The following is a 26104-nucleotide window of genomic DNA, read 5'->3' as shown; positions in this document are numbered from 1 at the left end:
AGGTACAAAGCAGACTTTCAAACTAGTGATGCCAAATTCACTTCGTCCCGCAAAGCAACAACCTCAACCGGCGGATTACGGCGTTTGTCTTGGTGACTTGGGCAGCCGTAACACTGACGGCACGCCGCCAAACCCGGTCACATCTGTTCGTTTCGGGGAAAAAGCGCTTGAATGCGCCCATTCGGCCTGCCCTCTCTTTTCGAATTGAACTATTTTAGCTGAGACTGTGAGCGAGGGATCAAGGCAGGCGCCGCCCGGAGTTCACAACTTCTCTATTGCAGGTCCATGTCGATGTCACATCCTTACCGAACGCTTCCACCTCGTGCCTTCTGGCGCAGCGGCACGACGCCCGATAGTGATGGTTTGATCCCTGATCTTTATATCCCTAAGTTCCCCATTGATGCCGCGACCCGCATAGCAACCGCAGGTAGTTGTTTCGCCCAGCATATCGGGCGTGCCTTGCGCGGCGCGGATTGCGCGTTTCAGGATGTGGAGCCGCCGCTGCGCCGTATGCCCGCCGATATTGCCCATCGGTTTGGCTATGGCATCTATAGCGCCCGCTACGGCAATATCTACACCACCCGGCAATTGCGCGAGCTTCTGCAGGAGGTCGAAAACGGCACCCCTGATCCCAAGCTTGTCTGGCAACGCGATGACCGCTTCTTTGATGCGCTGCGTCCCGGGGTGGAACCGGAGGGGCTGGCATCAGCCAGCGATGTGATGGATCATCGCCGTTTCCACCTGAACCGTGTCGCACAGCTTCTGGGGCAGACGGATGTGTTCGTTTTCACGCTGGGGCTGATGGAGGCGTGGATTGATGGCCCGACAGGCCGCACCCTGCCTGTTTGCCCGGGTGTCATTGCGGGCCGTTTCGATCCGGACCAGCACCGGCTTCACAGCTTCACATATGCCGAGATCATTGATGACCTGATCCAGATCAGCGCCATTCTGCGTCAATTCCAGCCTGATATGCGGATTATTCTGACCGTCTCGCCGGTGCCGTTGACGGCAACAGCGCAGGATTTGCACGTATTGACAGCCACGACCGGGGCCAAGGCCACCTTGCGCGCGGCAGCGGGTCAGTTTGTGCAGGGCGACCCGATGGCAGACTACTTTCCGGCTTATGAGATCGTCACCTCTGCTGTGGCGGGCGGGCCGTGGTTTGGGCCCGACCAGCGCAGTGTCTCACCCGCTGGCGTCGACCGTGTGATGCGCAGTTTTCTTCGGGCGCATGGGCTGTCCACCGCACCGGCAGAGGGAGCCGATGATGAGGCCCCCGAAGCGGAAGATCATTGCGAAGACATCCTGCTGCAGGCCTTCGCCCCATGATGCGGCTTTGCCTGTTTGGCACATCACACCTTGCGGCGTTGCGGATGGCCTATCGGGCAGAACCTGACCGGTGGCCGGAGTTTGAGATCACCTTTGTCGGGGCGACCGGGGCGAAGCTTCTGGATCACGTCATCAATGATGGCGTCATGACCCCCACCAGCCCCGAATTGCAGCGCAATTTCCAGTTGATGGCTGGCGTGAAGGCACTTGATCTGCGCCAGTTTGATGCATTTGCCCTGTCAGGCTGCCAGATCGGCCCGCATATGATCGGGCATATCTACGGTCAGGCCCGGTGGTTGGGTCTGCCGTCCCTACAAAAGACGGGCATTCCCCCCAATCCCCACTGGTCATTGATGTCGGAAACCGCCATTGACGCCGTTTTGCAGCATCGCATCATGCACAGTATCGCCGGGGTTCTGTCGCCGCAGCTTTCCGGGGCGTTGGAAAAACCGGTTTTGGTGGCCAGTTCGCCCCGTCCGGATGAAACGCTGATGACTTTGCAAAAGCACAAGCTGATCGCCCAGAAACGCGCCGTGCGGCAGGGGGATGCGGCGCATCTGTCAGACCGGTATGACGGGCTGGCGTGGGATTGTTTTCGCAGTAGTGGTGTCGATTACCTGCCCCAGCCGCCGCACACGATCAAGGACCACATGCTGACGCGGTCAATCTATATGGAAGGGGCTGTCAAACTGACCCCGCGCGGGGTGTTTGCGCAGCCTGACAATGACATCATGCATGGCAACGCCGCTTATGGCGCTGCTGTGCTTGATCAGATCACAGTGGCCCTATCCGACGTGGAAGAGTGACGCGAAAAGACGCGGGTCCAGGCTTTCGGCGGCAAAAGTCTCGCCCTCTGTCAGGACCGACACGGCGTCATGGCTGTGCAGGCTTTCCTGATGGCTGGCGATCACGCGGAAATCGGACACGCGTGGATCAAGCTGCAATTGCTGGGTGAACAGCCGTGCCGCGTCTTCGACAAAGATCGGGTTGGCGGCGTTGAGTTCGGCAAAGGCCTGTTCATCCTCGCGCTTGACCATGACTTGCGTTTCGGTTGGCACGGCGGTGCGTGCCCGGTCGATCAGATCCTCGAACCACATCAGCCCGCCGCTGTCATCCAGCAGCACCGAAATACGCGCAACCGACCGCTGCGAATGCGGGGTGGCCAACTGGCCGCGGAATTGACGTGCATGTTCGCTGAGCTCCAGCGAGCATGGGCAGGTCGAGGAATAGACGTAGTCCAGATGGACGATTTTCTTGCGCACGCCCGCGCTTTCGACCAGTTCCAGCGCGATATCGTAATACTGATAGCCTGACAGACCAGACCGCAGGCTGTCCACCTTCATCGGGAAGCTGAACCGCATCTGAATGCGGGCATCAAAGCTTTCCAGATCGGATTTGTAGGCATCCAGCGCCCGCTCGATCACTTCAAAGCTGAACGTTTCCTCGGCATGTTTGTAGAATGTCCGCATGATGCGGGACATGTTGATGCCCTTCTTTTCCGCCTCAAGCGACACGGTGCCGGTGACGGATGTTTCCAGCGTCAGGTCGCCATTGTCGCGGGTGTGAAAACGGATCGGCAAGCGGAAATTGCTGATACCGACATGCTGGATCTGCTGCTTGGCCCCGCGGATCAGGCTGCTGGGGCCATTCTGCAGGTCGGGCATCGACGCTTTGTAAGCGTCGTCCACTTCGAACGCATCCGGATAGGCACGGGCCAGGGCCGGATAATTCGATACTTCCTGCCCCGGGATCAGGCGGGACACAAGCGGGTCAAGCGTCGCAACTTCCTCGGCAGTGACGTCGCCGGCCCATTTGCGCAGAAGGGCCAGGGCTGCTTCTGCTTCTTCCCGCGTCGGCTCGCGGTCCATATCGCGTGAATGGATGTTCATCGGAGGGCCCTCCTCTGCTACGTCAGGACCCAATAGATGGGCCTCATCGTCGGCTTTTCCAACGATATCTTCGTAGATACGCAAAAAAGATGGGCGCGGATCATTCATCGGATTGCTCCTGCTTGCATCGGATCCCTCGCTTTTTACAACAAAAACAGCACATTTGCGCGCTGCCCCGGTCCATTCTTGCACCAACCGGCCCGCAAAACAAATCCGGCAGTTCTTAACCGATTTGACCGATAGCCGCGCGCAAATCCGCCAGCAGGTCATCGGGGTCTTCCAATCCGACGCTCAGCCGGACCAGACCGGGGGTGATTCCAAGCATGGCCTTTGTGTCGTCCGGCAACCGTTGGTGGGTTGTCGTGGCCGGGTGGGTTGCGATGGATTTGGCATCGCCGAGGTTGTTAGAGATCGTCACAATTTCCAACGCGTTCAACAGCTTGAAGGCCGCTTCTTGTGTGCCCGCATCGATGGACAGCACAGTTCCACCCGCCCCCATCTGCGCCTTTGTCAGCGCGTTCTGCGGGTGGCTGGCAAGCCCCGGATAGATCACGTTGGTCAGCGTCCCGTCAGCCTCCAGCGCGCTGGCCAGCTTCTGCGCGGTGTCGGCCTGTGCCCGCACGCGTAGTTCGATAGTTTCCAGACCTTTGAGCATCATCCATGCCGTAAACGGCGACATCGAACCGCCCGTATGTTTCATGTAAGGTTCGACCGTGCCACGGATGAATTCGCGGGTTGCAAGGATCACACCGCCAAGGGCACGGCCTTGCCCGTCGATATGTTTGGTGGCCGAATAGACCACCACGTCAGCCCCTTGCGCGATGGCGTCGGAAAACACGGGCGTGGCAAAGACATTGTCGACGATGACCGTCGCCCCGACCGCATTGGCCAGTTTGGATACGGCAGTGATATCAATCACTTCCAGCGTGGGGTTGGATATGCTTTCAAAGAATACCGCCTTGGTATCAGGTCGGATCGCCTGTTCCCAAGCTTCCAGATCGGTGCCGTCGACAAAGGTTACCTCGACCCCGTAGCGGGTCAGCACTTCCTCGAGGATGTAAAGACAGGACCCGAACAGGGCCCGGGCCGAGACGACATGATCACCCGCCCGCAGCATCGAGGTCAGCGCGCCGTTGACAGCGGCCATGCCAGAGGCGGTGGCAAACCCGGCTTCGGCCCCTTCGAGGGCTGCGATCCGGTCTTCGAACATGGCGATTGTGGGGTTGCCGTAGCGGGCATAGATAAACTCATCCTCGCCCGCCTCAATAAAGCGCGCCTCCGCATCCTCGGCAGTGTCATAGACGAAACCTTGCGTCAGATAGATCGCTTCGCTCACCTCATTATACTGGCTGCGTCTGATCCCTGCATGGACCGCCTTGGTCCTTTTTTTCCACGTCTTCATGTCGTTCCCTCGCGCCTTGCGCGCATCAAAAAACCCCGACACCGGGAAAAGGTATCGGGGTTGAAAACCCGCAATCCTCTTTAGCAGCATATTTAACGTGGCCCGCAATCCGGTAACAAATCGCCACGCCAGATGGCATACGCCCCGGTCGCGCTGGCGTCAATCCTCCAATGCGCCGATGGCCCCACGTGCCATCATGCGGGCGACGGACCCCCAACCGGCAAAATTCGCCGCCATGAAAACGGTGTGGTCTGTTCCCGGCACGAAGCCTGCGGTCGCGTACCACATCGTGTTGGACCCGTCATGGGCCAGCCACCCTTGCGGGGTTTCCATCCAGCCCATCGCATAGCGGTCACCTACCGGTGTTTGCAGCCGCGCCCAGTTGTCGGCTGTCAGGAAATCCGGATCCCGCGACGCATGCGCCTGCAGATATGTCAGCATATCCGCGACATTGACATGCACCGTCCCTGCCGGGCCCAGCGCCGGGATGTTGTCAGCCGCAGGCCCCGGTGGCACCGCCCTGACGCGCAGCCCCCGATGCCCGCGCGGCTGATCCACCACATCTGGCGACCCCGGTGCACCGAACCCTGCCGAGGCCATGCCAAGCGGGTCGAACACATGGGTCTTGATCAGTGTTTCCCAGCTTTGCCCGGTTGATTGCTGCAGCATGGCCCCCACCACGACATAGCCTGCATTGGAATAGAGGAATGTACCCTTGTCACCCTTGGGTGGTTCTGACAGGACCGATGCGGCATAGCTCAGCCGGTCCGCCATCATGTCCCGCTCTGCCAGTGTTCCGGTCAGCCGCCGGGTGTCCGCCAGCCCGATATTTACCCGCAAACCGGAGCGATGGGTCAGCAGGTCAGCGTAGGTGATATTAGCAAAGGCCGGATCAACGGCGATATCATCGCCCAGGACAGCGCCGACTGTGTCGTCCCAGTTGATCAACCCGGCCTCGAACATTCGCGCAACCAGCGTGGCCGTCATCGATTTGGTGTTCGAACCGATATGCCACAGGTCGGACGGGGTCACGTTGGCGTCATGGTGCCGCGCCCGCAGGCCCGCCGCGGCGATATCCATCTCTCCGTTCTTGCTGACGCCCATGGCGATACCGGGCGCGCGTGTCGTATCCAGCGCCTGCTGGACCCACTCCGCCGGGGCGATGTCGGCAGGGGCGGCACCGGGCCAAAGCCCAGCGAAGACGGGCAAAAGAAGATGAAAAAACTTCATCGCTGTCATCTATGTGCGCCGACCCGCCGCGCCAAGATGCACCGCATCATCTTGCGCTTTCGGCGCCAGTTGTCATGCTGGCCCAAATCAGCAGCGGAGCCCGCCATGACCCAGTCTATCGACCTGTATTTCTGGCCCACGCCGAATGGCTGGAAGATCTCGATCATGTTGGAGGAGCTGGGCCTGCCCTACACCCTGCATCTGGTCGATATCGGCGCGGGGGATCAGTTCAAGCCGGACTTTCTGGCCATTGCCCCCAATAACCGGATGCCTGCGATCATTGACCCTGACGGGCCGGATGGTGCCCCTATTTCGATTTTCGAGTCCGGGGCCATCCTGCAATATCTGGCACGCAAGACAGGGCAGTTCTATGGCGCGACCGAACGGGACCGGATTGCCGTGGATCAGTGGCTGATGTGGCAGATGGGCGGCCTTGGGCCGATGGCCGGGCAGGCGCATCATTTCCTGAAATACGCCCCTGCGATGGATCCGCCCAATGACATTCCCTATGCCAAGGACCGGTATCGCGGCGAAACTGCCCGGCTTTATGGTGTGCTGGACCGGCAGTTGGCGAAGCATGAATTTGTGGCGGGCGATTTCTATTCCATCGCCGATATTTCGATCTGGGGCTGGGCATCGCTGTGGGAAGGGCAGCAGCAGGTGCTGGACGACAAACCGCATATGGCGCGCTGGCTGGACATGATGGGCGCACGGCCCGGCGTGCAAAGGGGGCGGGCCCTGGCGGCGGAAAAGCGCGGTGATTTCCGCAAGGACAAGGGCGCGCAACAGACTTTGTTCTCGAAACGTTCGTAACGAATTGTTAGCGCTGTGTGCGTAAGACTCACCTTGTTTGAAAGAGTGAGGGTCTTAACATGCAATACCGTCCACATCGCTATAATACGCAATATCCTGTGGATATACACACACCATCCGGCCCGCAGCAGGGCAATGTCATTGACGTGCATAATGCTGGCGCCCGGATTGAAGGGCTGCGGGGTGTCAAACGCGGCGACAAGGTGCAGATCACTATACTCAGCCTCCGGGTTGAGGCGGTTGTGCAATGGGTGTCCGGCGGGCGTGCGGGTATTACATTCCGCCCGCAGATTACCGATGATCAGGTCGACACGCTGCGATATCGCAAGGATGGCAGACGCGGGGCGCATCGCAGCACGGTTGGGTTTGGTTTTGCGGAAATGCGGTAGGCGGCGTCTAACCTGCGCTAGTCTTTCGAGGCTTCTGGATCCTCGATCAGATATTTTTGCAGGCCAACAATCTGAACCCACAGGAACACGAACAGGACGGCTGGAAACGCAAATGTTTCCAGCATGACCCATGTATCATTGCTTTGCGTGCGCCAGATGATCTCGTTTGCCACGGCGAGGGCGGCGAACATGAATGTCAGGCGGCGGGTGAAGATCATCCAGCCTTCGGGTTTCATGGGCAGGAATTCTTCCATGACATATTGCAGATAGCTTTGCCCGCGCAGCAATCCGATCAGCAGAATGCCCGCCATGCAGCCATAGACGATGCTGGTCTTCATCTTGAAGAACCGTTCGTCGTTGAACCACGCGGTCAGCCCGCCAAAGAAGATGACCATGAACGCCGTGAACACCTGCATCCGGCTGAGTTTGCCGGTCATCATCCACAGGATGCCCATTGCCACCAGCAGGATCGGGACAAAGATCAGGGCGGCGATGATGAACCCGGTATATTCAGTGCCGGCGATGGTGAACGTGTCATCCTTGATCCACAGATAGATCAGGAAAAACGCAAGCGTTGGCCCCAGTTCCAGAACCGGCTTTACCACCGGATTGATCGTCTTTTCAGCCATCAAAAACTCCTTCAACCCCCCATTTCCACGATCACGGCACCCAGCGCAACCAGTGTCATCAGAAACAGGCGGCGCGGACCGACCTTTTCGCCCAGAATGAACCAACCAATCAGGGCCGCGAACACGGTCGATGTCTCGCGCAGCACGGCAGCCTCACCCACTTTGTCCAGCCGTGTGGCCATCATGACCCCACCAAAACTGATCCACGCAATCAGCGCGCCCGCCAATCCACGCCACAGCAATGGTCCCAGCACCGGCGGTGCCGCCATGCGCCGATAGCGCCACGCGGCGAGGATCGGAAAATCGAAGGCGGTGACGAAAAAGAACCACGCCAGAAAGGTAAATGGGTCGGGTGACTGGCGAATCCCGTAGGCGTCATAGGTCGTATAAAGTGCCACCAGCATCCCGCCGACCACCGCCCAGATCAGCCCAAGCTTCAGCGCCGGCAGATCAATCACCTCTTCCGACAGGTTGCGCAGCGCCAGCAGCAGGATACCGCCAGACAGACACGCCACACCGACCCACTGGGTGCCAGTGAAGTGCTCACCGAAAATCACACTGGCCGCAATTACGGTGACAAGCGGTCCGGTGCCGCGAACAACCGGATAAACAACTGTATACGCGGCCTTTTCGTAGGCCAGCGCCATGGTCACCTTATAGGCAAAATGGATCACAATCGCACCCACAAGGATCAGGGCCGTTGTCATATCCGGCCATGGCACCACAAAAAGCGCGATCGGCGCCGACAAAATCAGCAGCCAGCCATCAATGGCCCCGCGCGTCATCCACGGGTCGTGTCGCCCCTTTTGCAAGGCCCCGAACACTGCATGGGCCAAGGCCGACATCAGCGCCAACATGGTGGCCAGCCGCGCGCCTTCCGGTGTGCCCGCGATGGACACGAGCCAATCGCTCACCTGGGCTGCCAGTCGACGGCAACAGTGGCGCCCGACAGGGCAAAAGCCACAGCGTCTGCCCCTTCGCGGCTTTGCGCCATTCCGAACTGCATCATCCCAAGCCCGCGTTCGGACCGGAAATCGACCTGCAACGTGCCGGTGACACCGGGAAACCCGTTCGAAAATGACAATAATTCACGGCGACTGCGGCGATCAAGCTGCTGAAATGTCAGCGCGGAGATCGCATCAGCCACGTCGAAACCCGCCAATTCCGGCAGGAAGAGCATATTGAAATCTCGCGAGGTATAAGCCGTTGCCGAGAGGGACGTCAGATGCATGCCCCCCAGACTGATCTGTGCGTTTGCAACATCGTGCAGGAATGCACCGCCCAGGATTGCTGTCGCGACGACATCGGTTTCATCTGCGGTGCTCAGCACAATCTGTTCAAAGACCAGAAGTCCATCATCGGGAACGCGCCGCGCCACAAAACGCAGGCTAATATCCGGCCGCATCTCTCCGTCAACTTCAAGGCCGATAATCTGCGCCTCAAATCGTGTCGGCAGCTTATCGTCGTTGATGAATCCGTCAATCCCGTCAGCGCGCCACTCCAATACCGCAAAATCAGCGCCGCGCAGCGCCGGCTGATCAGCATCAAGACGGCACCATCCAGTATCGGTGGTGCGGGTTTTTGTGGCCTCGGCCTCGCGCTGGTCCTCGCGCATGCTATCGCCGGTCAGAAAATAAGGTACAATGCTGAAAGCGATCCCGACGGCCCGCAGCCAGGCCTGTTCACATTCATCCTGCGACATCTGCGCGGACGCGATCCCTGGCGTGGCGAGCGCCGCCAGCAGTGACATGGCGCGGATCATTCCAGCCCCACCAAGGCTGCCGCGAATTCCTCAGGGTCGAAGGGGGCCAGGTCGTCGATCTGTTCGCCGACCCCGATAGCATGGATCGGCAGGCCGAATTTATCGGCGAGCGCCACCAGCACGCCGCCCTTGGCGGTGCCGTCGAGCTTGGTCATGACGAGGCCCGAGACATCGGCCAGTTCCTGAAACACCTTGACTTGCTGGATCGCGTTCTGGCCGGTTGTCGCGTCCAGCACCAGCAGGGTGTTGTGCGGCGCGTCGGGGTCCTTCTTGCGGATGACCCGCACGATCTTGGCCAGTTCCTCCATCAGGTCGGCGCGGTTCTGCAGCCGTCCTGCAGTGTCGATCATCAAGAGGTCCGCGCCATCGGCCTGCGCCTGCGTCATCGCATCAAAGGCCAGGCTAGCCGGGTCGGACCCTTCGGGGGCGGTCAGTACCGGCACCCCGGCCCGGTCACCCCAGACCTGCAATTGTTCCACTGCCGCCGCGCGGAAGGTATCGCCAGCGGCGATCACAACCTTCTTGCCTGCCGCACGGAACTGGCTGGCCAGCTTGCCGATTGTCGTCGTCTTGCCGGACCCGTTGACGCCCACCACCAGCACCACTTGCGGTTTCTTGGCGTAGAGCGGCATGGGCCGCGCCACGGGGTCCATGATGCGGGCCACTTCGCTCGCCATCAGTTGTTTGATTTCCGGCACGGAGAGTTTCTTGCCCAAGCGCCCCTCGGCCATGTTGGCGGTGACGCGCAGGGCGGTGTCGACGCCCATGTCGGCGGTGATCAGCAGCTCCTCTAGCTGTTCGAGCATGTCGTCGTCCAGCGTGCGGCGCACCACCGTCTTTGCATCGCCCCGGCCGAACATGCGCCCAAGGATGCCGGTTTTCTGAGGCTCTGGCGCGGTCTCTTCGGACAAGGGGGCCGTGATGTCGACATTCAGTTTGACGGGTTCTGGTGCAACATCGTCCCGGACTTGATCCGGGACCTCAACGTCGGTCGCGGGTTCAGGTCCCGGCTCTGGGGCCGGGACGGGTTGGACCGGGATTTCTGGCTCTGGCTCTGGCTCTGGTTCTGGTTCTGGTTCTGGTTCTGGTTCTGGTTCTGGTTCTGGTTCTGGTTCTGGTTCTGGAACGGTCTCGACAACCGGCGGCGGCGCAAGCTCTTCTTCGGTGACAACCTCTTCCTCGCCACCTTCGCTGACAATCGCATCCAGCCCCTCGTCAATCTTGGACGAGGATTTGAACATCCGATCCTTGAGCTTTTTGAAAAACGACATACGCCCGCGCCTTTAGATCATTGCTTCCAACGACCTAATGGCTGGGGGCGCAATTGAAAAGACCGCTCAGATCTCATCCTTGAAATGCTGCATCACCAGTTTGATCGGGTTCGGGGCCGCCTGCCCCAGACCACAGATCGATGCATCGGCCATGGCCGTGCAGAGATCCGTCAGCAGCGGCTGATCCCAATGATCGGCCTGCATCAGCTTGACCGCCTTTTCACAGCCGACCCGGCAGGGGGTGCATTGGCCGCAGCTTTCATCCTCAAAAAAGCGCAACATGTTCAGAGCCGCATCACGCGCCTTGTCCTGATCGGACAGGACAACCACGGCGGCAGAACCGATGAAGGTGCCCAAGGGCTGCAGCGTATCGAAATCCAATGGGACATCATTGATTGACGCAGGCAGCAACCCCGACGACGGACCGCCGGGTTGGTAGGCCTTGAACACATGGCCCTCCGCCATACCGCCAGCCGCGTCGATGATATCGGTAATGGTCGATCCGGCGGGCAGCAGATAAACCCCCGGTTTGGCCACGCGACCAGAGACCGAATAGGACCGCAGGCCCTTGCGCCCGTTCCGTTCTGTGCCGCTCAGCACCTCTGGCCCTTCCCGGCAGATGCGCGCGACCCAGTGCAATGTCTCGACATTATGCACCAGCGTGGGCCGGTTGAAGATCCCCACCTGTGCCACGAACGGGGGCCGATGGCGGGGGATGCCACGCTTGCCTTCGATGCTTTCGATCATCGCGCTTTCTTCGCCGCAGATATAGGCTCCGGCCCCGCGCCGCAGGTCGATATAGCCCGCCTCGACGATGCCTGCATCCTCCAAAGCGTTGATTTCACGGCGTAAAATTTCCAGGACGGCGGGGTATTCATCGCGCATGTAGATATAGCAGCGGTCCGCCTCGACCGCCCAGGCGGCGATCAGCATGCCTTCGAGGAACAGATGCGGGGTGCGTTCCAGATAGTAGCGGTCCTTGAAGGTCCCTGGCTCGCCCTCATCCCCGTTCACGGCCAGATAGCGGGGGCCGTCATTGGCGCGCACGAACCCCCATTTCTTGCCTGACGGGAAACCGGCCCCGCCAAGACCGCGCAGGCCGGAGGACAGCACCTTGTCCTGCACATCCTCCCAATTGCCGCTCTCGCGCAGCGCCTTGAGCTCAGCATAACCACCATTGGCGACATAGGCGTTATAGGTTTCGTAATCCGGCACATGGGTATGTGTGTCATCTGCAGCGATTGCCGCCTCGACCTTTTCGACGGTCGCGTGATCAATATGGTTGTGGCCCAGTTCCAGCGTCGGGGCCGTATCGCAGCGGCCCATGCAAGGTGCGCGCACGACCCGGACCTTTGACGCATCCAACCCATCCTGAAGCGCGGTCATCAATTGCTGCGCGCCTGCCAATTCGCAGGACAGCGAATCGCAGACCCGGATGGTCAGGGCGGGTGGCTGCGCCTCACCTTCCTTGACCACGTCGAAATGCGCGTAGAAGGTCGCAACCTCATACAGTTCGGCCTGTGACAGACGCATTTCCTCGGCCAGGGCGCGCAGATGGGCGGCGGACAGGCAGCCATACTTGTCCTGAATGAGATGTAGAAATTCGATCAGCAAATCGCGGCGGCGCGGCTGGTCGCCAAGCAGCGCCTTGACCTCGTCCCAGGCCTGATCATCCAGCTGGCGGCCCTTGGGCGTGTGCCGCCCCTTGCCTTTGCCCGATTTCCAGACCCCATCGCGGTTATCAAGTGCCATCGCGCGTTTCCTTCCCGTCATTGCCGCCAACATATCGCGCGCGGTATCGCCAAACCACGCAAAAGCGACACCAGAAGCGGCCAAAGCGCGCGCCTGATACGCTTTGCGCTTACCAATCAGGAAACCCGTGGTAACTATGCGAAACATGGACGGATCAATGCGCCTTTTCATCTTTGCGACCCTGACCCCGGTGGCCCTGCTGGCCGCCGGGTCGGTCTGGGGTGGTGTGTGGATTCTTCTATCGGTCCTTTACCTGACCATATTCGTCAGCGTGCTTGATCGGCTGGTGCGGCAGACGCAGGAGGCCAGGGAGTTTCCGGCAGGCGATACCCTGTCCGTTACCCTTGCGCTGGCCCATTTTGCCCTGTTGCCCGCAATGGTTTTGGCCTTGGCCGGCCCCGAGTTGGGCTTGCTGGAAAAACTCGGCCTGTTCTTTGCTGCCGGGCTGTTCTTCGGGCAGGTCAGCAATGCCAACGCGCATGAGTTGATCCATCGCAGCGGTCGCGCCCTGCATCGCCTTGGCATGTGGGTCTATATCACGCTGCTGTTCGGGCATCACACATCGGCCCATGTGCTGGTCCATCACCGGCATGTCGCCACACCCGCCGACCCGAACACGTCGCGCAAGGGCGAAAGTTTCTACCGCTACGCGTTGCGCGCTTGGATCGGATCCTTTCGCGAAGGGTACAAGGCCGAAGCGGCGCGGCTGGCCCGCATCAACCGCCCGGCATGGCGCAATCCGTATCTGGTCTATATTGGCGGGGCGATCCTGTTTATCGCCGCCGCGTATGCCGCCAGCGGGATCACCGGGATGCTTGTCTATGTCGCCCTCGCCGGCCACGCCCAGATGCAGTTGCTGATGTCGGATTATGTGCAGCATTACGGGCTGGTCCGGCAGGTGACCGATGGAAAGCCGCAGCCGGTCAACGTACGGCATAGTTGGAACAGCCCGCACTGGTATTCCTCTGCTCTGATGCTGAATGCGACGCGCCACTCCGATCACCACGCCCATCCGGCGCGTCCCTATCCCGGGCTTTCCTTGCCCGACGAAGCACCCATATTGCCCAAACCCCTGCCCTTGATGGCAAGCATCGCCCTGATCCCGCCATTATGGCGGCGGATCATGCATCCTGAGTTGCGGAAGCTGGAAAATGCGTAACGTTCTGATCTGTCTCTTCCTGACCCCTGCCGCGCAGGCGCAAGAGGCTTTGACCACATCAACCTTTCAATCCTATACAGAAGGTAGAATTTTCGCTTTCGCCTACCCCGGTGAAAACCCATATGGCACCGAACATTACCTGGAGAACCGGCAGGTGATCTGGGCCGCAGCAGACGGCACATGTCTGCGTGGCAAATGGTTTGAAGCAGATGGACAAATCTGTTTTCGTTACAGGGACTGGCCCAGCTTGAACTGCTCTTACTTTTTCACTCACGAAGATGGCATGTTGGTCGTCCCGGGCGAGAATAATGATCGCACCCATTTAGCAAGTCTGACGCAGACCATGTTACCCAACCAATGCGACCCTGGCATGTCATGATCACGCGCACGCTGTTTCACACATGCCTTCTGGTCCTGCTTTGTGGCAACGCTCAGGCGCAAGAGCGGATGGATGCCGAAGCCTTTGATGCCTATGTTACGGGCCGCACCATCACCTTCCGCACCGATATCAACCCCACCTACGGCACCGAACGATATATGGAAGGGCAGCGGGTCATGTGGTCCTCTGCCGCGGGCATCTGCCAATACGGGGTCTGGTTTGAAAGCAAGGGGGATATCTGCTTTCGCTACGAAGGTGACCCCGAGCACAAATGCTGGACCGTCTATGATGAACCGAGTGGTCTGCGCGGCGTCTACACGACCCGCCCGCCCTTCACCGTCATCTATGAAGTCACCGAGAGGACGGAACCGCTGATCTGCAACGATCTGTCGTCGTGAAGGCACCGCCCGACGCCGTTTTGGGACGGTTCGGCGTCACCGCGCCCGTGCTGGTGGCCGAAACCAAAATCGCAACGGTCTGGAAAGTGGATTTTGGCAAGGAACCCGCCGCGATGAAATTCTACAAGAACGGCGATATGCAGGATGAGTGCCCTGGCTTTGATCTGCTCAAGGCGCTGGACGGTAATGGTGCCGCACGGATACACGCCGTCGACGACGGCGCGGCATTGATGGAATGGCTTGACGGCCCGACCCTGGGCGATCTCAGCCGCGCGGGCCGGGATGACGATGCAAACGCAATGCTGGCGAAGATCGCGGGCGAAATCCACGGCGCGGGAATTGACCTTCCGCTCACCCCGCTGACAGATCGCTTCGCAGCCCTGCGGAACCTAACCCTTCCATCGCATTGGCCAGATGCTGTCAGGCGGAACCTGCATCGCGGTCAGCAGATCGCCGCCGCGATGCTGACGGCACAGCAGGATATTCGGCCCCTGCACGGCGATCTGCATCATGACAATGTCAAACAGGGCAGCCGGGGGTGGGTCAGTTTCGATGCCAAAGGGGTGTTGGGCGACCCGGCCTATGATCTTGCCAATGCCTTCAAAAACCCGATCGACGCCCCAGCGATCACCATGAACCCGGCGCGGATCAAACGACTTGCAAGGACGTTCAGCGATATCCTGAAAATTGCGCCAAAACGCTTGCTGGGCTGGGCTGTGGCGCATTGCGCGCTGTCAATGGCATGGACGGATGATCCCTCAACCGACGCGCATCACCCGCTGCTGGACATGCTGCTTAGGCTCTACGCCGATCTAGAGTAGTCGCCCCTGCGGATCACCGCTGACCGTCACCCGACCATCGGCAAACTCGATCTCAAGCTCATCTGCCTGTTCGGCTGCGGCCTTCCCGGTGACGACGGCCCCGTCACCGCGCACGACCGCATATCCACGTTTAAGCGTTTCGACATAGCCCAGCGTTTCGCGCAGACGGTCCAGTGCCTCCAGCCGCGCCTGACGCTCGGCCTGCTGGCGCGAGGCGCGGTCAGACAGGCGGCGCAATACGCCATCCGACCGCTCGCGCTGCCGCGCAAGGCGGTCTTGCAAGACCTCTCCCCGCAAGCCCCGGCTGGCACTTGCAAGAACGTCCCTTGATCGCTGTGTTCGACGTTCCAACGCAGGCATCAAACGTAAGCTCAAACCATCCAGCCGTCGGTGATCCTCGGCCAGACGGCGGGTCAGGATGCCGGGGCGCAGTGCAGCCTCGGTCATTTGCAGACGCTTCTTGGCCGCCGCACCACGCAAGGCGGCGGGCAGGCGTTCGCCCAAATAATCCAGCCGTTGCCTCGGCCCTTCGACCAGTGTTTCGACCTGTGGCAAGGCGCGGCCCAGATCGCGCACCCTTTGCTGGCGCTGCTGAACACCGGTCGATAACGCCCGGCTGAGCCTTGCACTTTGCTGATCCACCCAGGCCAACAATTCCATGCGTACCGGCACCGCCAGTTCTGCGGCAGCTGTTGGTGTCGGCGCACGGCGGTCTGATACGAAATCAATCAGGGTCGTATCGGTCTCGTGCCCCACGGCGGATATCAGCGGTATGTCAGAGGCCGCCGCTGCACGCGCCACAATCTCCTCATTGAAGCCCCAGAGATCCTCGAGCGATCCACCCCCGCGCGCCACGATCAGCAGATCAGGGCGCGGTAAGGCACCACCGGGCGTCAAACGATTGAACCCGTCAATCGCCGCTGCCACTTCTGGCGCGCATTTGGCCCCCTGCACGGCCACCGGCCAGACCAACACCTTGCGCGGAAATCGGTCACGCAAACGGTGCAGGATATCGCGGATCACAGCACCAGAGGGCGAGGTGACGACACCGATGATCTCGGGCAGATAGGGCAGATCCTTCTTGCGTTCCGGCGCAAACAGCCCTTCGGCGGCCAGTGCCGCCTTGCGCTTTTCCAGCATCGCCATCAGGGCACCGGCACCGGCGGGGGCGATATCCTCGATCACCATCTGGTATTTCGACTGGCCGGGGAATGTGGTCAGCTTGCCGGTGGCGATGACCTCCATCCCTTCTTCTGGCTGATGGGCCAGACCGACGGCGCGGCCCTTCCAGATCACACCGGCCAGAACCGACCGATCATCTTTCAGATCCATATAGATGTGACCAGAGCGCGGGCGCGACACCCGCCCCACTTCACCCCGCACGCGGACATGAGAAAACCCGCCTTCGATGGCTTTCTTGACCGCGCCCGAGATTTCCGAGACCGAGAATTCAGGGGTGTTGTCACCCGGCTCATCCTCGAAAAGGTCGCTCAATCTATTCGGTCTCCGGGTTCAGGTTATGAAGGGGAAGTGATGAAAACTTCCATTTCAGGAACGCTGACCCACTGATAACAAATGCACCGAAAGCCGCAAACAAAAACGACCCAAAGATCACGGCAAGCGCAAATGCAGCGACACCGACGATCCACATCAGCGCGGTCGACATGGTCACCGCACCGACATCCGGGTCAGGCCAGTACTGCACCTGCGGACGTCCAAATTCCTGCGCATAATATTCCAGCGTGCGTTCATAGGCAGGGTCTTCCTCGACCGGCGGCGCGTCGGGAATGTGATGAATGGTGCGGCCAATGACCCGCGGGCAGAAATCCTCGAAATAGGCGCGCTCATCGCTGATATGCAAACGCCAGACCAAATCAACGATCGGCGACGGGGCCAGCGTTTCGCCTGTGCTACCCACCAGATACATGAACCGCCTGTATTCCTCGACCAGCGTGTAACAGACATCAACCGAATGCCCCGTCTCTTCCCCAAGCCGGTCGATCAGCGATCTGGAAAGCGGGCGCTCATGAAAACTATACCCTTCCAGGCGGTGCCAAAGCCTGCGGTCACTTTTTTCACGTTTCATTTGTTGAACCTGCGCGTCGAAGCGCCCCCATCGCATAGGTTAAACCCAGAATTGAAAAAATCCAATAAAGAAGCTCTGGCGGCTTGTGTAATTTTGGGTCGCAGTGTCATCCGCCACATCCCCCGCAACCGCTGCCGTAGCCGCCGCATCCCGATGTATGCTTGTCACCACTGCCTCCGTTGGTCTGCAGGGGCAGCATCATAAACGCATAGCCCCAACCTACCGCGATTAGGCCATATCCCGCCAGCACCGGCGGCGTCAGGCTTCCGTGCCCCGAAACGATGGCCGATAGCAACGTGACCAGGCCGACAGCACCAATCAGACCACCTGCAATGATGGATCGCCACGGTATTGGCGTGGCCCAGACATCCGCAGGTGCCGGGCCACCAAACTCGCGTAAGTAAAGCGCTTTGGTCTGTTCATACTGCGCCCTGTAGCGCGGCATGTCCTCTGCCCCGGCGCAAGGTTCGTGATGCAGCGGCTGGCCCAGAACCTCAGCGCAAAAGACGTCCCAGTAGTCCCGTGTGAATGTCAGATGCATATGCCATGCTCGGTCCACCGCTTCAGATGGTGTGACCTGCGCGTCGCTGACCTGCGTCAGGTAGACGAAACGCCGGTATTCTTCGATAACCCGGTTCGTGAAGGCCTTGTTCCACCCCTCGGCCTGCGCCAGTTTGACCGAAAACGGGGCGCTACCGGTCGGCGCATCAAATTGATGCGCGGCAATCCTTTTCCAAAGCGCCATGTCCTGCATGGTTGTTCCCCATCGCCCCATCGTCTATCCGCAGATAAAACCGGTAAGCTGGGCAATTTGAGGGCGTATTCATGAATATTCTGATCCTGGGCAGTGGCGGGCGCGAACACAGCCTGGCATGGGCGATCAAGCAGAACCCGAAATGTGACCGGCTGCTTGTGGCCCCCGGCAATGCCGGTATCGCCGCTATTGCCGAATGCGCCGATATCAACATTCTGGATGGCGGCGCGGTGGCCACATTCGCCGAGGAAAACGCAATTGATTTCGTGGTGGTCGGGCCAGAGGCACCCCTGGCCGCGGGTGTCGCCGACCGCCTGCGTGCGGCAGGACTTTCTGTTTTTGGCCCCAGTCAGGACGCCGCCCAATTGGAAGCTTCCAAGAGCTTTACCAAGGCGATCTGCGATGCGGCCGGGGCCCCCACCGCCGCTTATGCCCACTTTACCGATGCAGAGGCTGCGCGCGCTTATATTCGCAAGCAAGGTGCGCCGATTGTGGTCAAGGCCGATGGTCTGGCCGCCGGCAAAGGTGTCATCGTTGCCATGAGCGAAGACGAAGCCCTGTCAGCCATCGACGACATGTTCGACGGCAGCTTTGGCGATGCCGGCGCAGAAGTCGTGATCGAAGAGTTTATGGAAGGCGAGGAAGCATCGTTCTTTGTCCTGTGTGACGGCAAGACGATCCTGCCCATCGGCACGGCACAGGACCATAAACGCGCCTATGATGGTGACACGGGGCCGAATACCGGGGGTATGGGGGCTTACTCCCCTGCCCCGGTCATGACGGACGAGATCACGCGCAAGGCGCTGACCGAAATCGTTGAACCCACCATGGCCGAAATGGCCAAACGGGGCACCCCGTTTCAAGGGGTCCTGTTCTGCGGGCTGATGATCCAGAACGGGCAGCCCCGGCTAGTGGAATACAACGTGCGTTTCGGCGATCCCGAATGCCAGGTTCTGATGATGCGGCTTGGCGGGCAGGTGCTGGACCTGCTGCAGGCCTGCGCGGACGGACGGCTGCAGGAATGCCAAGTGAACTGGGCCGATGATTACGCCCTAACTATCGTGATGGCGTCCAAAGGGTATCCCGGAACTTACGAAAAAGGGACGGTGATCGAGCGGCTGGACCAGCAACCCGAAGACAGTTCTCACATGGTTTTTCACGCGGGAACCACTGAAAAACAGGGGAAAATTACTGCAACCGGCGGACGAGTGCTCAATATTGCGGCGCGCGGCACAACACTAGCCGAAGCACATGAAAGGGCCTATGCTATGGCCCAAAGTATTGTTTGGGACGCTGGATTTTATCGGTCCGATATTGGTTGGCGCGCGCTTTAACGGGGGAAAGGCCCCGCCGGGGTGCCCGTGAGTAGGAAATTTGATGCAGTCATGGTCGCGTATTCTTGAGACCGATTTGGGCGTGGCCGCGCGTGCCGCCTACACGGAAGATCCAGCAAGAACATATCACAATTGGGACCATGTTTTGCGGCTTTATTGGCATGCCGCCAATACATTCGCGCTGGATTACGACCCCGATCTGGACAAGGCCATTCTGGCCCATGATGTGATCTATGATGCTGAACCGGACAAGGAACTGCGTTCGGCTGCGTGGCTATCGGCCCAGACGGGACAGGATGAAGCCGCCGCCAAGGCCCATATCACCAAGACAATCTGCCACGTGCCAAGTGACGACAACCGCATGGTACTGCTGGATCTGGCCGATTTCCTGCATCCGGAATTGGGCAGCATCAACCTGGATAAAATTGCGCAGGAGTCGCAGGCCCTTTACGGCGTGACAGAGGCGCAATTTCTGACTGCGAATGTCGGTTTCATGACTTCCATGTATGACCGGATCGCCAATGCTCAGAACAGCATTGGTACGGCCGATCAGGCCTGGTTTAGGCGCATACTGCTCGGCATCCGCTCGGCGATTGAGCTGGCTGGCAAACGGCTCAAGGCGTCCTGAGCGTTACCACACATCACCGCCAACCTCGGCAAATCGCCCCAACCAAGAAAGCGTGGCACGTAGCAATTCGCGCATGTGGCATCCAGCCCAGGGCCAGCACAACTCGTTCGTATTAAAGCGAAAGATGAGCTGAAAAAGCATCTGGTAAGACACCAATGCACAATAGGCCCGGCAAGTGGCCCACCCATATGGCCGCCGTGCATTGATGCCCTTGATCCCTCCGGTTATGTCGGGGCGGAAGGAGTTTGAGATGCCGCAGTTTCTGTCCACCACCGATCCCGATTTTGAGGCCCGTTTTACCGCCCTTCTTGGCGCCAAGCGCGAAGACAGCCCCGATGTGGATCATATCGTCGCCGATATTATCGCCGATGTGCGCACCCGTGGCGATGCCGCCGTGCTGGAGCTGACGGCGAAATTCGACCGGTTGGAACTGACGGCGGAAACCATGCGGTTTTCACCCGCTGAAATCGCCGCCGAATGCGCCAGGGTCAGTGACGAAGACCGTGCAGCACTTGAGTTGGCCGCCGATCGAATCCGCGCCTATCACACCCGCCAGATGCCGGATGATGCGTCTTGGACCGACGAGATTGGCGCAACACTGGGCTGGCGCTGGACGCCTGTCTCGGCGGCGGGGCTTTATGTGCCCGGCGGGCTGGCATCCTACCCGTCCTCTGTCCTGATGAACGCGATCCCGGCCAAGGTTGCGGGCGTCGAACGGCTTGCTATCGTGGTGCCGACCCCGGATGGGGTGACCAATCCGCTGGTTCTGATGGCGGCCAAAATCGCCGGTGTCGATGAAATCTACCGGATCGGCGGGGCACAGGCGATTGCCGCACTGGCCTATGGCACCCAGACCATTGCGCCCGTGGACAAGATTACCGGACCGGGCAACGCCTTTGTCGCGGCGGCCAAACGGCGAGTCTTTGGCAAGGTCGGTATCGACATGATCGCGGGACCGTCTGAGATCCTCGTGATCGCCGACAAGGATAATGATCCCGACTGGATCGCGCTTGATCTACTTAGCCAGGCCGAACATGACGAAAGCGCGCAATCGCTGCTGATCACCGATGATGCCTCGTTTGGGCAAGCAGTCGCGGCGGCGGTGGACAAACGGCTGGAAACGCTGGAGCGGCGGGCGATCGCCGGGGCCAGCTGGCGCGATTTCGGGGCGGTCATCACGGTGCAGAATATGGACGAGGCCGTCGCGCTGTCCGACCGGATCGCCCCCGAACATCTGGAGCTTTGCACCGCAGATGCAGACGCGCTGGTCGAACGGATCACCCATGCCGGCGCGATCTTTATCGGGGGTTGGACACCCGAAGCGATTGGTGACTACATTGGTGGTCCGAACCATGTGTTGCCGACGGCCCGGTCGGCGCGGTTTTCAAGCGGGTTATCAGTGATGGATTTTCTCAAACGCACCACCTTGTCACGCATGACGCCTGATGCGCTGGCAGCTATCGGCCCTGCTGCGGCCCGGCTGGCGCAATCAGAAAGCCTTGAGGCGCATGGGCTGTCCGTGCAGGCCCGGCTTGATCGTCTGAACCGGAGGGGCGCATGACCAAGATCGTCCATATCGAAATAGACGACCGCAACCTGCCGCCGCCTACGCCAGAGATTGATCAGGAACGCAAGGTGGCGATGTTCGACCTGCTGGAGGATAACAGCTTCGCCATTCCTGCGCGCGATGGGCGACCCGCGCCGGAAGGCCCTTATCGGCTGGCGCTGTCGATCCGGGAAAAGCGGCTGGTTTTTGACCTCAAACAGGAAGATGAAAACCCGGCGGTTGAGTTCCATTTGTCGCTGGGTCCGTTCCGACAGGTGGTCAAGGACTATTTCCAGATCTGCGAAAGCTATTTCGACGCGGTCAAGACCCTGCCGCCCAGCCAGATCGAAACCATCGACATGGCCCGGCGCGGCATCCATAACGAAGGGGCGCGGGTGCTACAGGAACGGCTGGAAGGCAAGGCAGATGTGGATATCGACACCGCACGCCGCCTCTTCACGCTGATCTGCGTGCTGCATTTTGGAGGCTGATTTGGCAGCAGGGGGCAAATACCAATCGCTTCCGCAATCCGTTCTTTTTTGCTGCGACCATAACGCTGTCCGGTCCCCCATGGCCGAAGGGATCATGAAAAAGCTATATGGCACAGAATGTTACGTTCAATCTGTCGGCGTGAAGAACGACCTTGAAATCGACGGGTTTTCAATCGCCGTCTGTGCCGAGATTGGGGTCGAACTGTCGCGCCACCGGTCGCGATCCTTTGATGAAATGGAAGACTGGGGGGATGACCTGTCATCCTTCGATCTGGTGCTGGCGCTGTCACCCGCCAGCCAACGGCGGGCGCTGGATCTGACGCAATTTCACCATCTGGAGGTCGAGTATTGGCCGATCCTCGACCCAACCGGGCTCGGCGATAATCGCGACGCGCGGCTTGCGCTGTATCGGCAGGCGCGCGATCAGATCCGGGACCGGCTGATGGCACGCTGGGGGCCGGGGTTGGACGAGGATGCCTAAGGCGTGAACCAACCGGTGCTGTCGGGACCGTCGCGGCCATGGCACTGTGACGCGGCGTCATGTCCATGACCAATCGGACGCACATTCACATGATGTTCCAGTTTGCCCTTGAAAAAACTGCGCCAGAGGCGCATTTAAGCGCCGTTCGCACCTATCAGTGGACGGTAAAACTCAGGAGATCACATGGCCAAGGAAGAACTGCTCGAATTCCCCGGTGTCGTGAAGGAACTCCTGCCTAATGCGACGTTTCGGGTCGAGCTGGAAAACGGCCATGAAATTATCGCACATACGGCAGGCAAGATGCGCAAGAACCGCATTCGTGTTCTGGCAGGCGACAAGGTGCAGGTCGAGATGACCCCGTATGATCTGACCAAGGGTCGGATCAACTATCGTTTCAAGTAGCATGAAGCAACGCTTCGTGCCGCGCGGGTAAGCGTTTTGCGTCTGGCAAAACGCGCTTACCGCTCTGAGGCAGTGCGCCGATGACAACCCTCAGTCCCGACACCAACCTCAAGCTCATCCTCGGTTCTGGCTCGCCCCGGCGGCTGGAGCTTTTGGCGCAGATCGGTGTCACCCCGGATGCCATCCGCGCACCTGATATCGACGAGGATGTGCGCAAGGGCGAATTGCCGCGCAATTATGTCAATCGCATCGCCGCTGAAAAAGCGGGGGCCGTTGCGGCGGCAGAGGGCGAGGTTGTCCTTTGCGCCGATACAACCGTGGCCCTAGGCCGCCGCATCATGGGCAAGCCTGCTGATGCCGCCGAGGCCGCAGCGTTCCTGCGGGCCCTGTCGGGGCGGCGCCACAAGGTGATCACCGCGATGGCCGTCAAACGCGGGGGTCATGTCTGGCAAAAGGATGTGCAGACAACGGTCGCCGTCAAACGCCTGTCAGATGCGGATATTGACTGGTATCTGGCCACAGGCGACTGGCAGGGCAAAGCCGGTGGATATGCCATCCAGGGCCCGGCGAGCGCGTTTATCACTTGGCTGAACGGATCCTTTCACGCGGTCATGGGATTGCCCTTGCCCGAAACCGTTGGGCTGCTCACCGCTGCTGGCTATCCGGTGCTGAGGGCGGCATCATGAAAGGGCGCATGATCGTTCTAGACCATATCGGCGATTTGGAAGCGGCCGCCTATCTAGTAGATGGCAAGCTGGATGATCTGCTGATTGATGTGGCCGATGCGCCGCGCCCCGGCGCGATCTTTCGCGCCATCTGCGACCGTCCGATCAAGGGGCAGGGGGGCATGATGCTGCGTCTGCCCGATGGCGAAACAGCATTCCTGCGGCAGGGCAAGGGGCTGCGCCCCGGGCAACCCCTACTGGTGCAGGTCACAGGCTATGCCGAAGATGGCAAGGCAGTGCCCGTGACCGACAGGGTGCTGTTCAAAAGCCGCTACGCGATTGTAACACCGGGCAAACCGGGGCTGAATATCTCGCGCCAGATCACGGATGAGGACACCCGCGATAATCTTCTGGCTGTCGCGCATGAGGTTTTTGACGCGCCCCACGGTCTGATCCTGCGGTCATCCTGCGACGGGGCGGACGAGGCCGAGATTGCCGATGATATCCTGGCCATGGCAGCGCTGGCCGATGCGGTTCTGGCCGATGCGACCGGTGATACACCCGAAGCCCTGACCGAAGGCGATGGCCCGCACACGCTCGCCTGGCGTGAATGGACCGGGGCGGCGGGCGTCGTGACAGACCCCGGCAGTTTTGAAAGCCACGGCGTTCTGGATCAGGTTGGCGCACTGGCTGACGCCAAGGTGCCGCTTGCCGAAGGATCGCTTTATGTCGAACCGACCCGCGCGATGGTGGCGGTTGACGTCAATACCGGCAATGACACATCGCCGGGTGCGGCGTTGAAGGCCAATCTGGCCGCTGCGCGCGCGCTGCCCCGTGCCTTGCGCCTGCGTGGGCTTGGGGGGCAGATCAGTGTTGATTTCGTTTCGATGTCAAAGGCGCATCGCAAACAGGTCGAACAATCCCTGCGGGCGGCGTTCAAGGCGGACCCGATCGAAACCTCACTGATTGGCTGGACCACGATGGGCCTGTTCGAGATGCAACGCAAACGGGAACGTGCGCCGTTTCCGTCCAGACTGTTAAGGGATCTGTGATGGCTTGCCCAATCTGTGATCGCCCGGCCGAGGCGCGTTACAGGCCGTTCTGCTCCAAGCGTTGTGCTGACCGGGATCTGGGCAAATGGCTCACCGGCGGTTACGCAATCCCTTCTGACGATCCGGATGATGCCGAAAATCTGGAGCGTGAACTGCGCGACGCACCGGACGGAAAGCCGCACTAACCGCAGACATCCGGACCATGCGATGCGGGTGGGTGCGCCCTTGGGGGCGGACCTTCGAAACTGGCAACGCCCGGTTCTCCTGTTGCCGGAAACCGCATGACCGTTCCCTCCCAATTGCCGAATTGGATCCAGCCCCATTGCTGCTGACCGGTGATGTCCTGCAGAAAGAACTGGGTGTTGGTGTTCACTTCGGCATAGTCCTGATTGGTGGTGCTGGCATAGACAGCCACGCCTGCGCCCGCCGCAAGCTCACGACAGGCCATGCGGGCATCTTCCGTCCGGGCGGCGTTGCAGCACATGACCCGGATACGATCCGTGATACAGTGACGGATGCTGCTGCCAAAGGCGCGGGCATTCTCACGATGAATATAGTCCACACCCACCTGCATCACCCAGTCGATCGGACCGGTCGCAACATCCGCACCATGGGCCAGAATGGTCAGGATCGGAACAGGCGCGCGCCGCATCTCGGTGTTCATCTGATGCGGGCTGGCCCGATCGGGATGCACCGCCGCCCTGATCCGGCGCGCAATCTGTTCATTGGTTTCACAATGGGTTTGGATCAGGTGAATTCCTTGGCGCGGGTGGACGCGTCCGGCCAATCGGCTGTCATGCAGGATGATCTGTTCTACGGTCATTCAAAGGTCTTTCTGAAAACAGGTTGAGTCGCTGGAAAAGCAGGTCTGGCAGGCTTTGATGATGCTTGTTTAGCATTCGTTGAAGGCAATCCGAAATGCGGGTTTTCAAGACCTCCGGGCCAAAGGGGGGAGCGGTTGAAATTTTGTGGCAAACAGGCTGGACACATCCCCACACCTCGCCTAAGAAGCGCTGACCCAACAGCAGTGCTGTAACCCGTGCCCGGGTAGCTCAGGGGTAGAGCAGTGGATTGAAAATCCTCGTGTCGGTGGTTCGATTCCGCCCCCGGGCACCATAGTTCCAAATTTTATGAATAAATTCAGATGGTTGCGAGTCTTAAGCGTCCCACTTTTGTGCCGATCCTCAAAAAGTGGGACAATGTCTGCTTTTGCTCGATACGTTGCATCTGTCATTGGGCGATAAGGCCTCCAATCAGTTCCGAGACAAGACGACTGGGATCAACCAGCTTTGGCAGACAGACTTCACCTATATCAAGGTCCTCGGCTGGGGCTGGTTCTATCTCCAGTACGGTCCTCGACGATTACAGTCGCTACATCGTCTCATTGAAGCTGTGTACCAACATGCGAGCCGAAGACGTGACCGACACGCTGGAACTCGCGT

29 protein-coding genes, 1 tRNA gene, 1 pseudogene and 1 riboswitch are annotated in these 26104 nt (G+C 59.9%); of the genes and pseudogenes, 19 read left to right on the top strand and 12 right to left on the bottom strand.

Annotation, left to right across the window (positions count from 1 at the left end):
- Positions 1-291: 291 nt before the first annotated feature.
- Both ACFWW4_RS15685 and ACFWW4_RS15680 read left to right on the top strand, forming a co-directional pair.
- Complete coding sequence (locus ACFWW4_RS15685) at positions 292-1329, top strand: GSCFA domain-containing protein (protein WP_411891723.1); 1038 nt, start codon at positions 292-294, stop codon at positions 1327-1329.
- Entirely contained in the window at positions 1326-2135 is an 810-nt protein-coding gene (locus tag ACFWW4_RS15680; RefSeq protein WP_411891722.1) for a hypothetical protein, read from the top strand. The genes ACFWW4_RS15685 and ACFWW4_RS15680 overlap by 4 nt, the downstream gene beginning before the upstream one ends.
- On the opposite strand, the gene folE2 is transcribed toward ACFWW4_RS15680, so the two are convergent.
- From folE2 to ACFWW4_RS15665, 3 genes are all read right to left on the bottom strand, one after another.
- A complete protein-coding gene (gene folE2, locus ACFWW4_RS15675) occupies positions 2115-3218 on the bottom strand; it encodes a GTP cyclohydrolase FolE2 (RefSeq protein WP_411891846.1) in 1104 nt (367 codons plus the stop codon). The two genes, ACFWW4_RS15680 and folE2, sit on opposite strands and share 21 nt — an antisense overlap.
- Before the next feature lie 223 nt (positions 3219-3441).
- Positions 3442-4620 (bottom strand): O-succinylhomoserine sulfhydrylase, encoded by a 1179-nt coding sequence (gene metZ / locus ACFWW4_RS15670; RefSeq protein ID WP_411891721.1) that lies wholly within the window; start codon positions 4618-4620, stop codon positions 3442-3444.
- A 59-nt stretch (positions 4621-4679) separates the two neighbouring features.
- A riboswitch (SAM riboswitch) is annotated at positions 4680-4757 on the bottom strand.
- A 22-nt stretch (positions 4758-4779) separates the two neighbouring features.
- On the bottom strand, positions 4780-5850 hold the full coding sequence (locus tag ACFWW4_RS15665) for a serine hydrolase domain-containing protein (RefSeq protein ID WP_411891720.1): 1071 nt from the start codon (positions 5848-5850) through the stop codon (positions 4780-4782).
- A 105-nt stretch (positions 5851-5955) separates the two neighbouring features.
- Between ACFWW4_RS15665 and ACFWW4_RS15660 the strand changes: the two genes are divergently transcribed.
- Entirely contained in the window at positions 5956-6663 is a 708-nt protein-coding gene (locus ACFWW4_RS15660; RefSeq protein ID WP_411891719.1) for a glutathione S-transferase N-terminal domain-containing protein, read from the top strand.
- Between the two features lie 59 nt (positions 6664-6722).
- Positions 6723-7052, top strand: a complete 330-nt coding sequence (locus ACFWW4_RS15655) for a PilZ domain-containing protein (RefSeq protein WP_393930913.1) — start codon at positions 6723-6725, stop codon at positions 7050-7052.
- Positions 7053-7069: 17 nt separating this feature from the next.
- Here ACFWW4_RS15655 and ACFWW4_RS15650 read toward each other — a convergent pair whose 3' ends face one another.
- From ACFWW4_RS15650 to ACFWW4_RS15630, 5 genes are all read right to left on the bottom strand, one after another.
- Positions 7070-7681, bottom strand: coding sequence for an inner membrane-spanning protein YciB (locus ACFWW4_RS15650; RefSeq protein ID WP_411891718.1), 612 nt, complete (start codon positions 7679-7681; stop codon positions 7070-7072).
- An 11-nt stretch (positions 7682-7692) separates the two neighbouring features.
- Positions 7693-8595 carry an EamA family transporter gene (locus tag ACFWW4_RS15645; RefSeq protein ID WP_393930909.1) on the bottom strand — a complete coding sequence of 301 codons (903 nt, stop codon included), beginning with the start codon at positions 8593-8595 and terminating at the stop codon, positions 7693-7695.
- Entirely contained in the window at positions 8592-9431 is an 840-nt protein-coding gene (locus ACFWW4_RS15640) for a hypothetical protein (protein ID WP_411891717.1), read from the bottom strand. Before ACFWW4_RS15640 ends, ACFWW4_RS15645 begins: the two co-directional genes overlap by 4 nt.
- 8 nt (positions 9432-9439) lie before the next feature.
- Positions 9440-10714, bottom strand: coding sequence for a signal recognition particle-docking protein FtsY (gene ftsY, locus ACFWW4_RS15635; RefSeq protein WP_411891716.1), 1275 nt, complete (start codon positions 10712-10714; stop codon positions 9440-9442).
- 66 nt (positions 10715-10780) lie between these two features.
- Complete coding sequence (locus ACFWW4_RS15630; protein ID WP_411891845.1) at positions 10781-12466, bottom strand: NAD(P)H-dependent oxidoreductase subunit E; 1686 nt, start codon at positions 12464-12466, stop codon at positions 10781-10783.
- Between the two features lie 157 nt (positions 12467-12623).
- Between ACFWW4_RS15630 and ACFWW4_RS15625 the strand changes: the two genes are divergently transcribed.
- The 4 genes from ACFWW4_RS15625 to ACFWW4_RS15610 are packed head-to-tail and all read left to right on the top strand — an operon-like array spanning position 12624 to position 15223.
- Positions 12624-13625: an alkane 1-monooxygenase gene (locus ACFWW4_RS15625; RefSeq protein ID WP_411891715.1), complete on the top strand. Its 1002-nt coding sequence runs from the start codon at positions 12624-12626 to the stop codon at positions 13623-13625.
- Positions 13618-14004, top strand: coding sequence for a hypothetical protein (locus ACFWW4_RS15620; RefSeq protein WP_411891714.1), 387 nt, complete (start codon positions 13618-13620; stop codon positions 14002-14004). Before ACFWW4_RS15625 ends, ACFWW4_RS15620 begins: the two co-directional genes overlap by 8 nt.
- Positions 14001-14402, top strand: a complete 402-nt coding sequence (locus tag ACFWW4_RS15615; RefSeq protein ID WP_411891713.1) for a hypothetical protein — start codon at positions 14001-14003, stop codon at positions 14400-14402. Before ACFWW4_RS15620 ends, ACFWW4_RS15615 begins: the two co-directional genes overlap by 4 nt.
- Positions 14399-15223 carry an aminoglycoside phosphotransferase family protein gene (locus ACFWW4_RS15610; protein WP_411891712.1) on the top strand — a complete coding sequence of 275 codons (825 nt, stop codon included), beginning with the start codon at positions 14399-14401 and terminating at the stop codon, positions 15221-15223. The genes ACFWW4_RS15615 and ACFWW4_RS15610 overlap by 4 nt, the downstream gene beginning before the upstream one ends.
- Here ACFWW4_RS15610 and xseA read toward each other — a convergent pair.
- The 3 genes from xseA to ACFWW4_RS15595 form a co-directional block, all read right to left on the bottom strand.
- Positions 15215-16717 carry an exodeoxyribonuclease VII large subunit gene (xseA, locus tag ACFWW4_RS15605; RefSeq protein ID WP_411891711.1) on the bottom strand — a complete coding sequence of 501 codons (1503 nt, stop codon included), beginning with the start codon at positions 16715-16717 and terminating at the stop codon, positions 15215-15217. The genes ACFWW4_RS15610 and xseA overlap by 9 nt on opposite strands.
- Position 16718: 1 nt before the next feature.
- Positions 16719-17309 (bottom strand): glycine-rich domain-containing protein, encoded by a 591-nt coding sequence (locus tag ACFWW4_RS15600; protein WP_393930893.1) that lies wholly within the window; start codon positions 17307-17309, stop codon positions 16719-16721.
- 106 nt (positions 17310-17415) lie between these two features.
- Complete coding sequence (locus tag ACFWW4_RS15595; protein ID WP_411891710.1) at positions 17416-18063, bottom strand: glycine-rich domain-containing protein; 648 nt, start codon at positions 18061-18063, stop codon at positions 17416-17418.
- Positions 18064-18134: 71 nt separating this feature from the next.
- Here ACFWW4_RS15595 and purD point away from each other — a divergent pair, with 71 nt between their 5' ends.
- The 9 genes from purD (at position 18135) to ACFWW4_RS15550 (ending at position 24847) form a co-directional block, all read left to right on the top strand.
- The gene (gene purD / locus ACFWW4_RS15590; protein WP_411891709.1) at positions 18135-19397 is read left to right on the top strand and encodes a phosphoribosylamine--glycine ligase; all 1263 of its coding nucleotides are present in this window, start codon (positions 18135-18137) and stop codon (positions 19395-19397) included.
- Between the two features lie 43 nt (positions 19398-19440).
- The gene (locus ACFWW4_RS15585) at positions 19441-20025 is read left to right on the top strand and encodes a hypothetical protein (RefSeq protein WP_411891708.1); all 585 of its coding nucleotides are present in this window, start codon (positions 19441-19443) and stop codon (positions 20023-20025) included.
- A 250-nt stretch (positions 20026-20275) separates the two neighbouring features.
- On the top strand, positions 20276-21586 hold the full coding sequence (gene hisD / locus ACFWW4_RS15580) for a histidinol dehydrogenase (RefSeq protein ID WP_411891707.1): 1311 nt from the start codon (positions 20276-20278) through the stop codon (positions 21584-21586).
- Positions 21583-22062 carry a UPF0262 family protein gene (locus tag ACFWW4_RS15575; RefSeq protein ID WP_411891706.1) on the top strand — a complete coding sequence of 160 codons (480 nt, stop codon included), beginning with the start codon at positions 21583-21585 and terminating at the stop codon, positions 22060-22062. Before hisD ends, ACFWW4_RS15575 begins: the two co-directional genes overlap by 4 nt.
- Position 22063: 1 nt before the next feature.
- Positions 22064-22543: a low molecular weight phosphatase family protein gene (locus tag ACFWW4_RS15570; RefSeq protein WP_411891705.1), complete on the top strand. Its 480-nt coding sequence runs from the start codon at positions 22064-22066 to the stop codon at positions 22541-22543.
- Positions 22544-22726: 183 nt separating this feature from the next.
- Positions 22727-22945: a translation initiation factor IF-1 gene (gene infA / locus ACFWW4_RS15565; RefSeq protein ID WP_007205486.1), complete on the top strand. Its 219-nt coding sequence runs from the start codon at positions 22727-22729 to the stop codon at positions 22943-22945.
- Between the two features lie 80 nt (positions 22946-23025).
- The gene (locus ACFWW4_RS15560) at positions 23026-23631 is read left to right on the top strand and encodes a Maf family protein (protein WP_411891704.1); all 606 of its coding nucleotides are present in this window, start codon (positions 23026-23028) and stop codon (positions 23629-23631) included.
- Entirely contained in the window at positions 23628-24662 is a 1035-nt protein-coding gene (locus tag ACFWW4_RS15555; RefSeq protein WP_411891703.1) for a ribonuclease E/G, read from the top strand. The genes ACFWW4_RS15560 and ACFWW4_RS15555 overlap by 4 nt, the downstream gene beginning before the upstream one ends.
- Complete coding sequence (locus tag ACFWW4_RS15550; protein ID WP_411891702.1) at positions 24662-24847, top strand: DNA gyrase inhibitor YacG; 186 nt, start codon at positions 24662-24664, stop codon at positions 24845-24847. The genes ACFWW4_RS15555 and ACFWW4_RS15550 overlap by 1 nt, the downstream gene beginning before the upstream one ends.
- Here the strand turns inward: ACFWW4_RS15550 and ACFWW4_RS15545 are convergent.
- A complete protein-coding gene (locus ACFWW4_RS15545) occupies positions 24844-25485 on the bottom strand; it encodes a hypothetical protein (RefSeq protein ID WP_411891701.1) in 642 nt (213 codons plus the stop codon). The two genes, ACFWW4_RS15550 and ACFWW4_RS15545, sit on opposite strands and share 4 nt — an antisense overlap.
- Positions 25486-25703: 218 nt before the next feature.
- On the opposite strand from ACFWW4_RS15545, the gene ACFWW4_RS15540 reads away from it, so the two are divergent.
- Positions 25704-25778 (top strand) — tRNA-Phe (locus ACFWW4_RS15540).
- Between the two features lie 126 nt (positions 25779-25904).
- A pseudogene (locus tag ACFWW4_RS15535) lies at positions 25905-26104 on the top strand (DDE-type integrase/transposase/recombinase); the annotation flags it as partial.

Origin of the sequence: Yoonia sp. SDW83-1, assembly GCF_046762885.1 — a bacterium.
GTDB lineage: Bacteria > Pseudomonadota > Alphaproteobacteria > Rhodobacterales > Rhodobacteraceae > Yoonia.
Note: the sequence above shows the minus strand (reverse complement) of the source record. Positions and strands in the feature narration are given on the sequence as shown.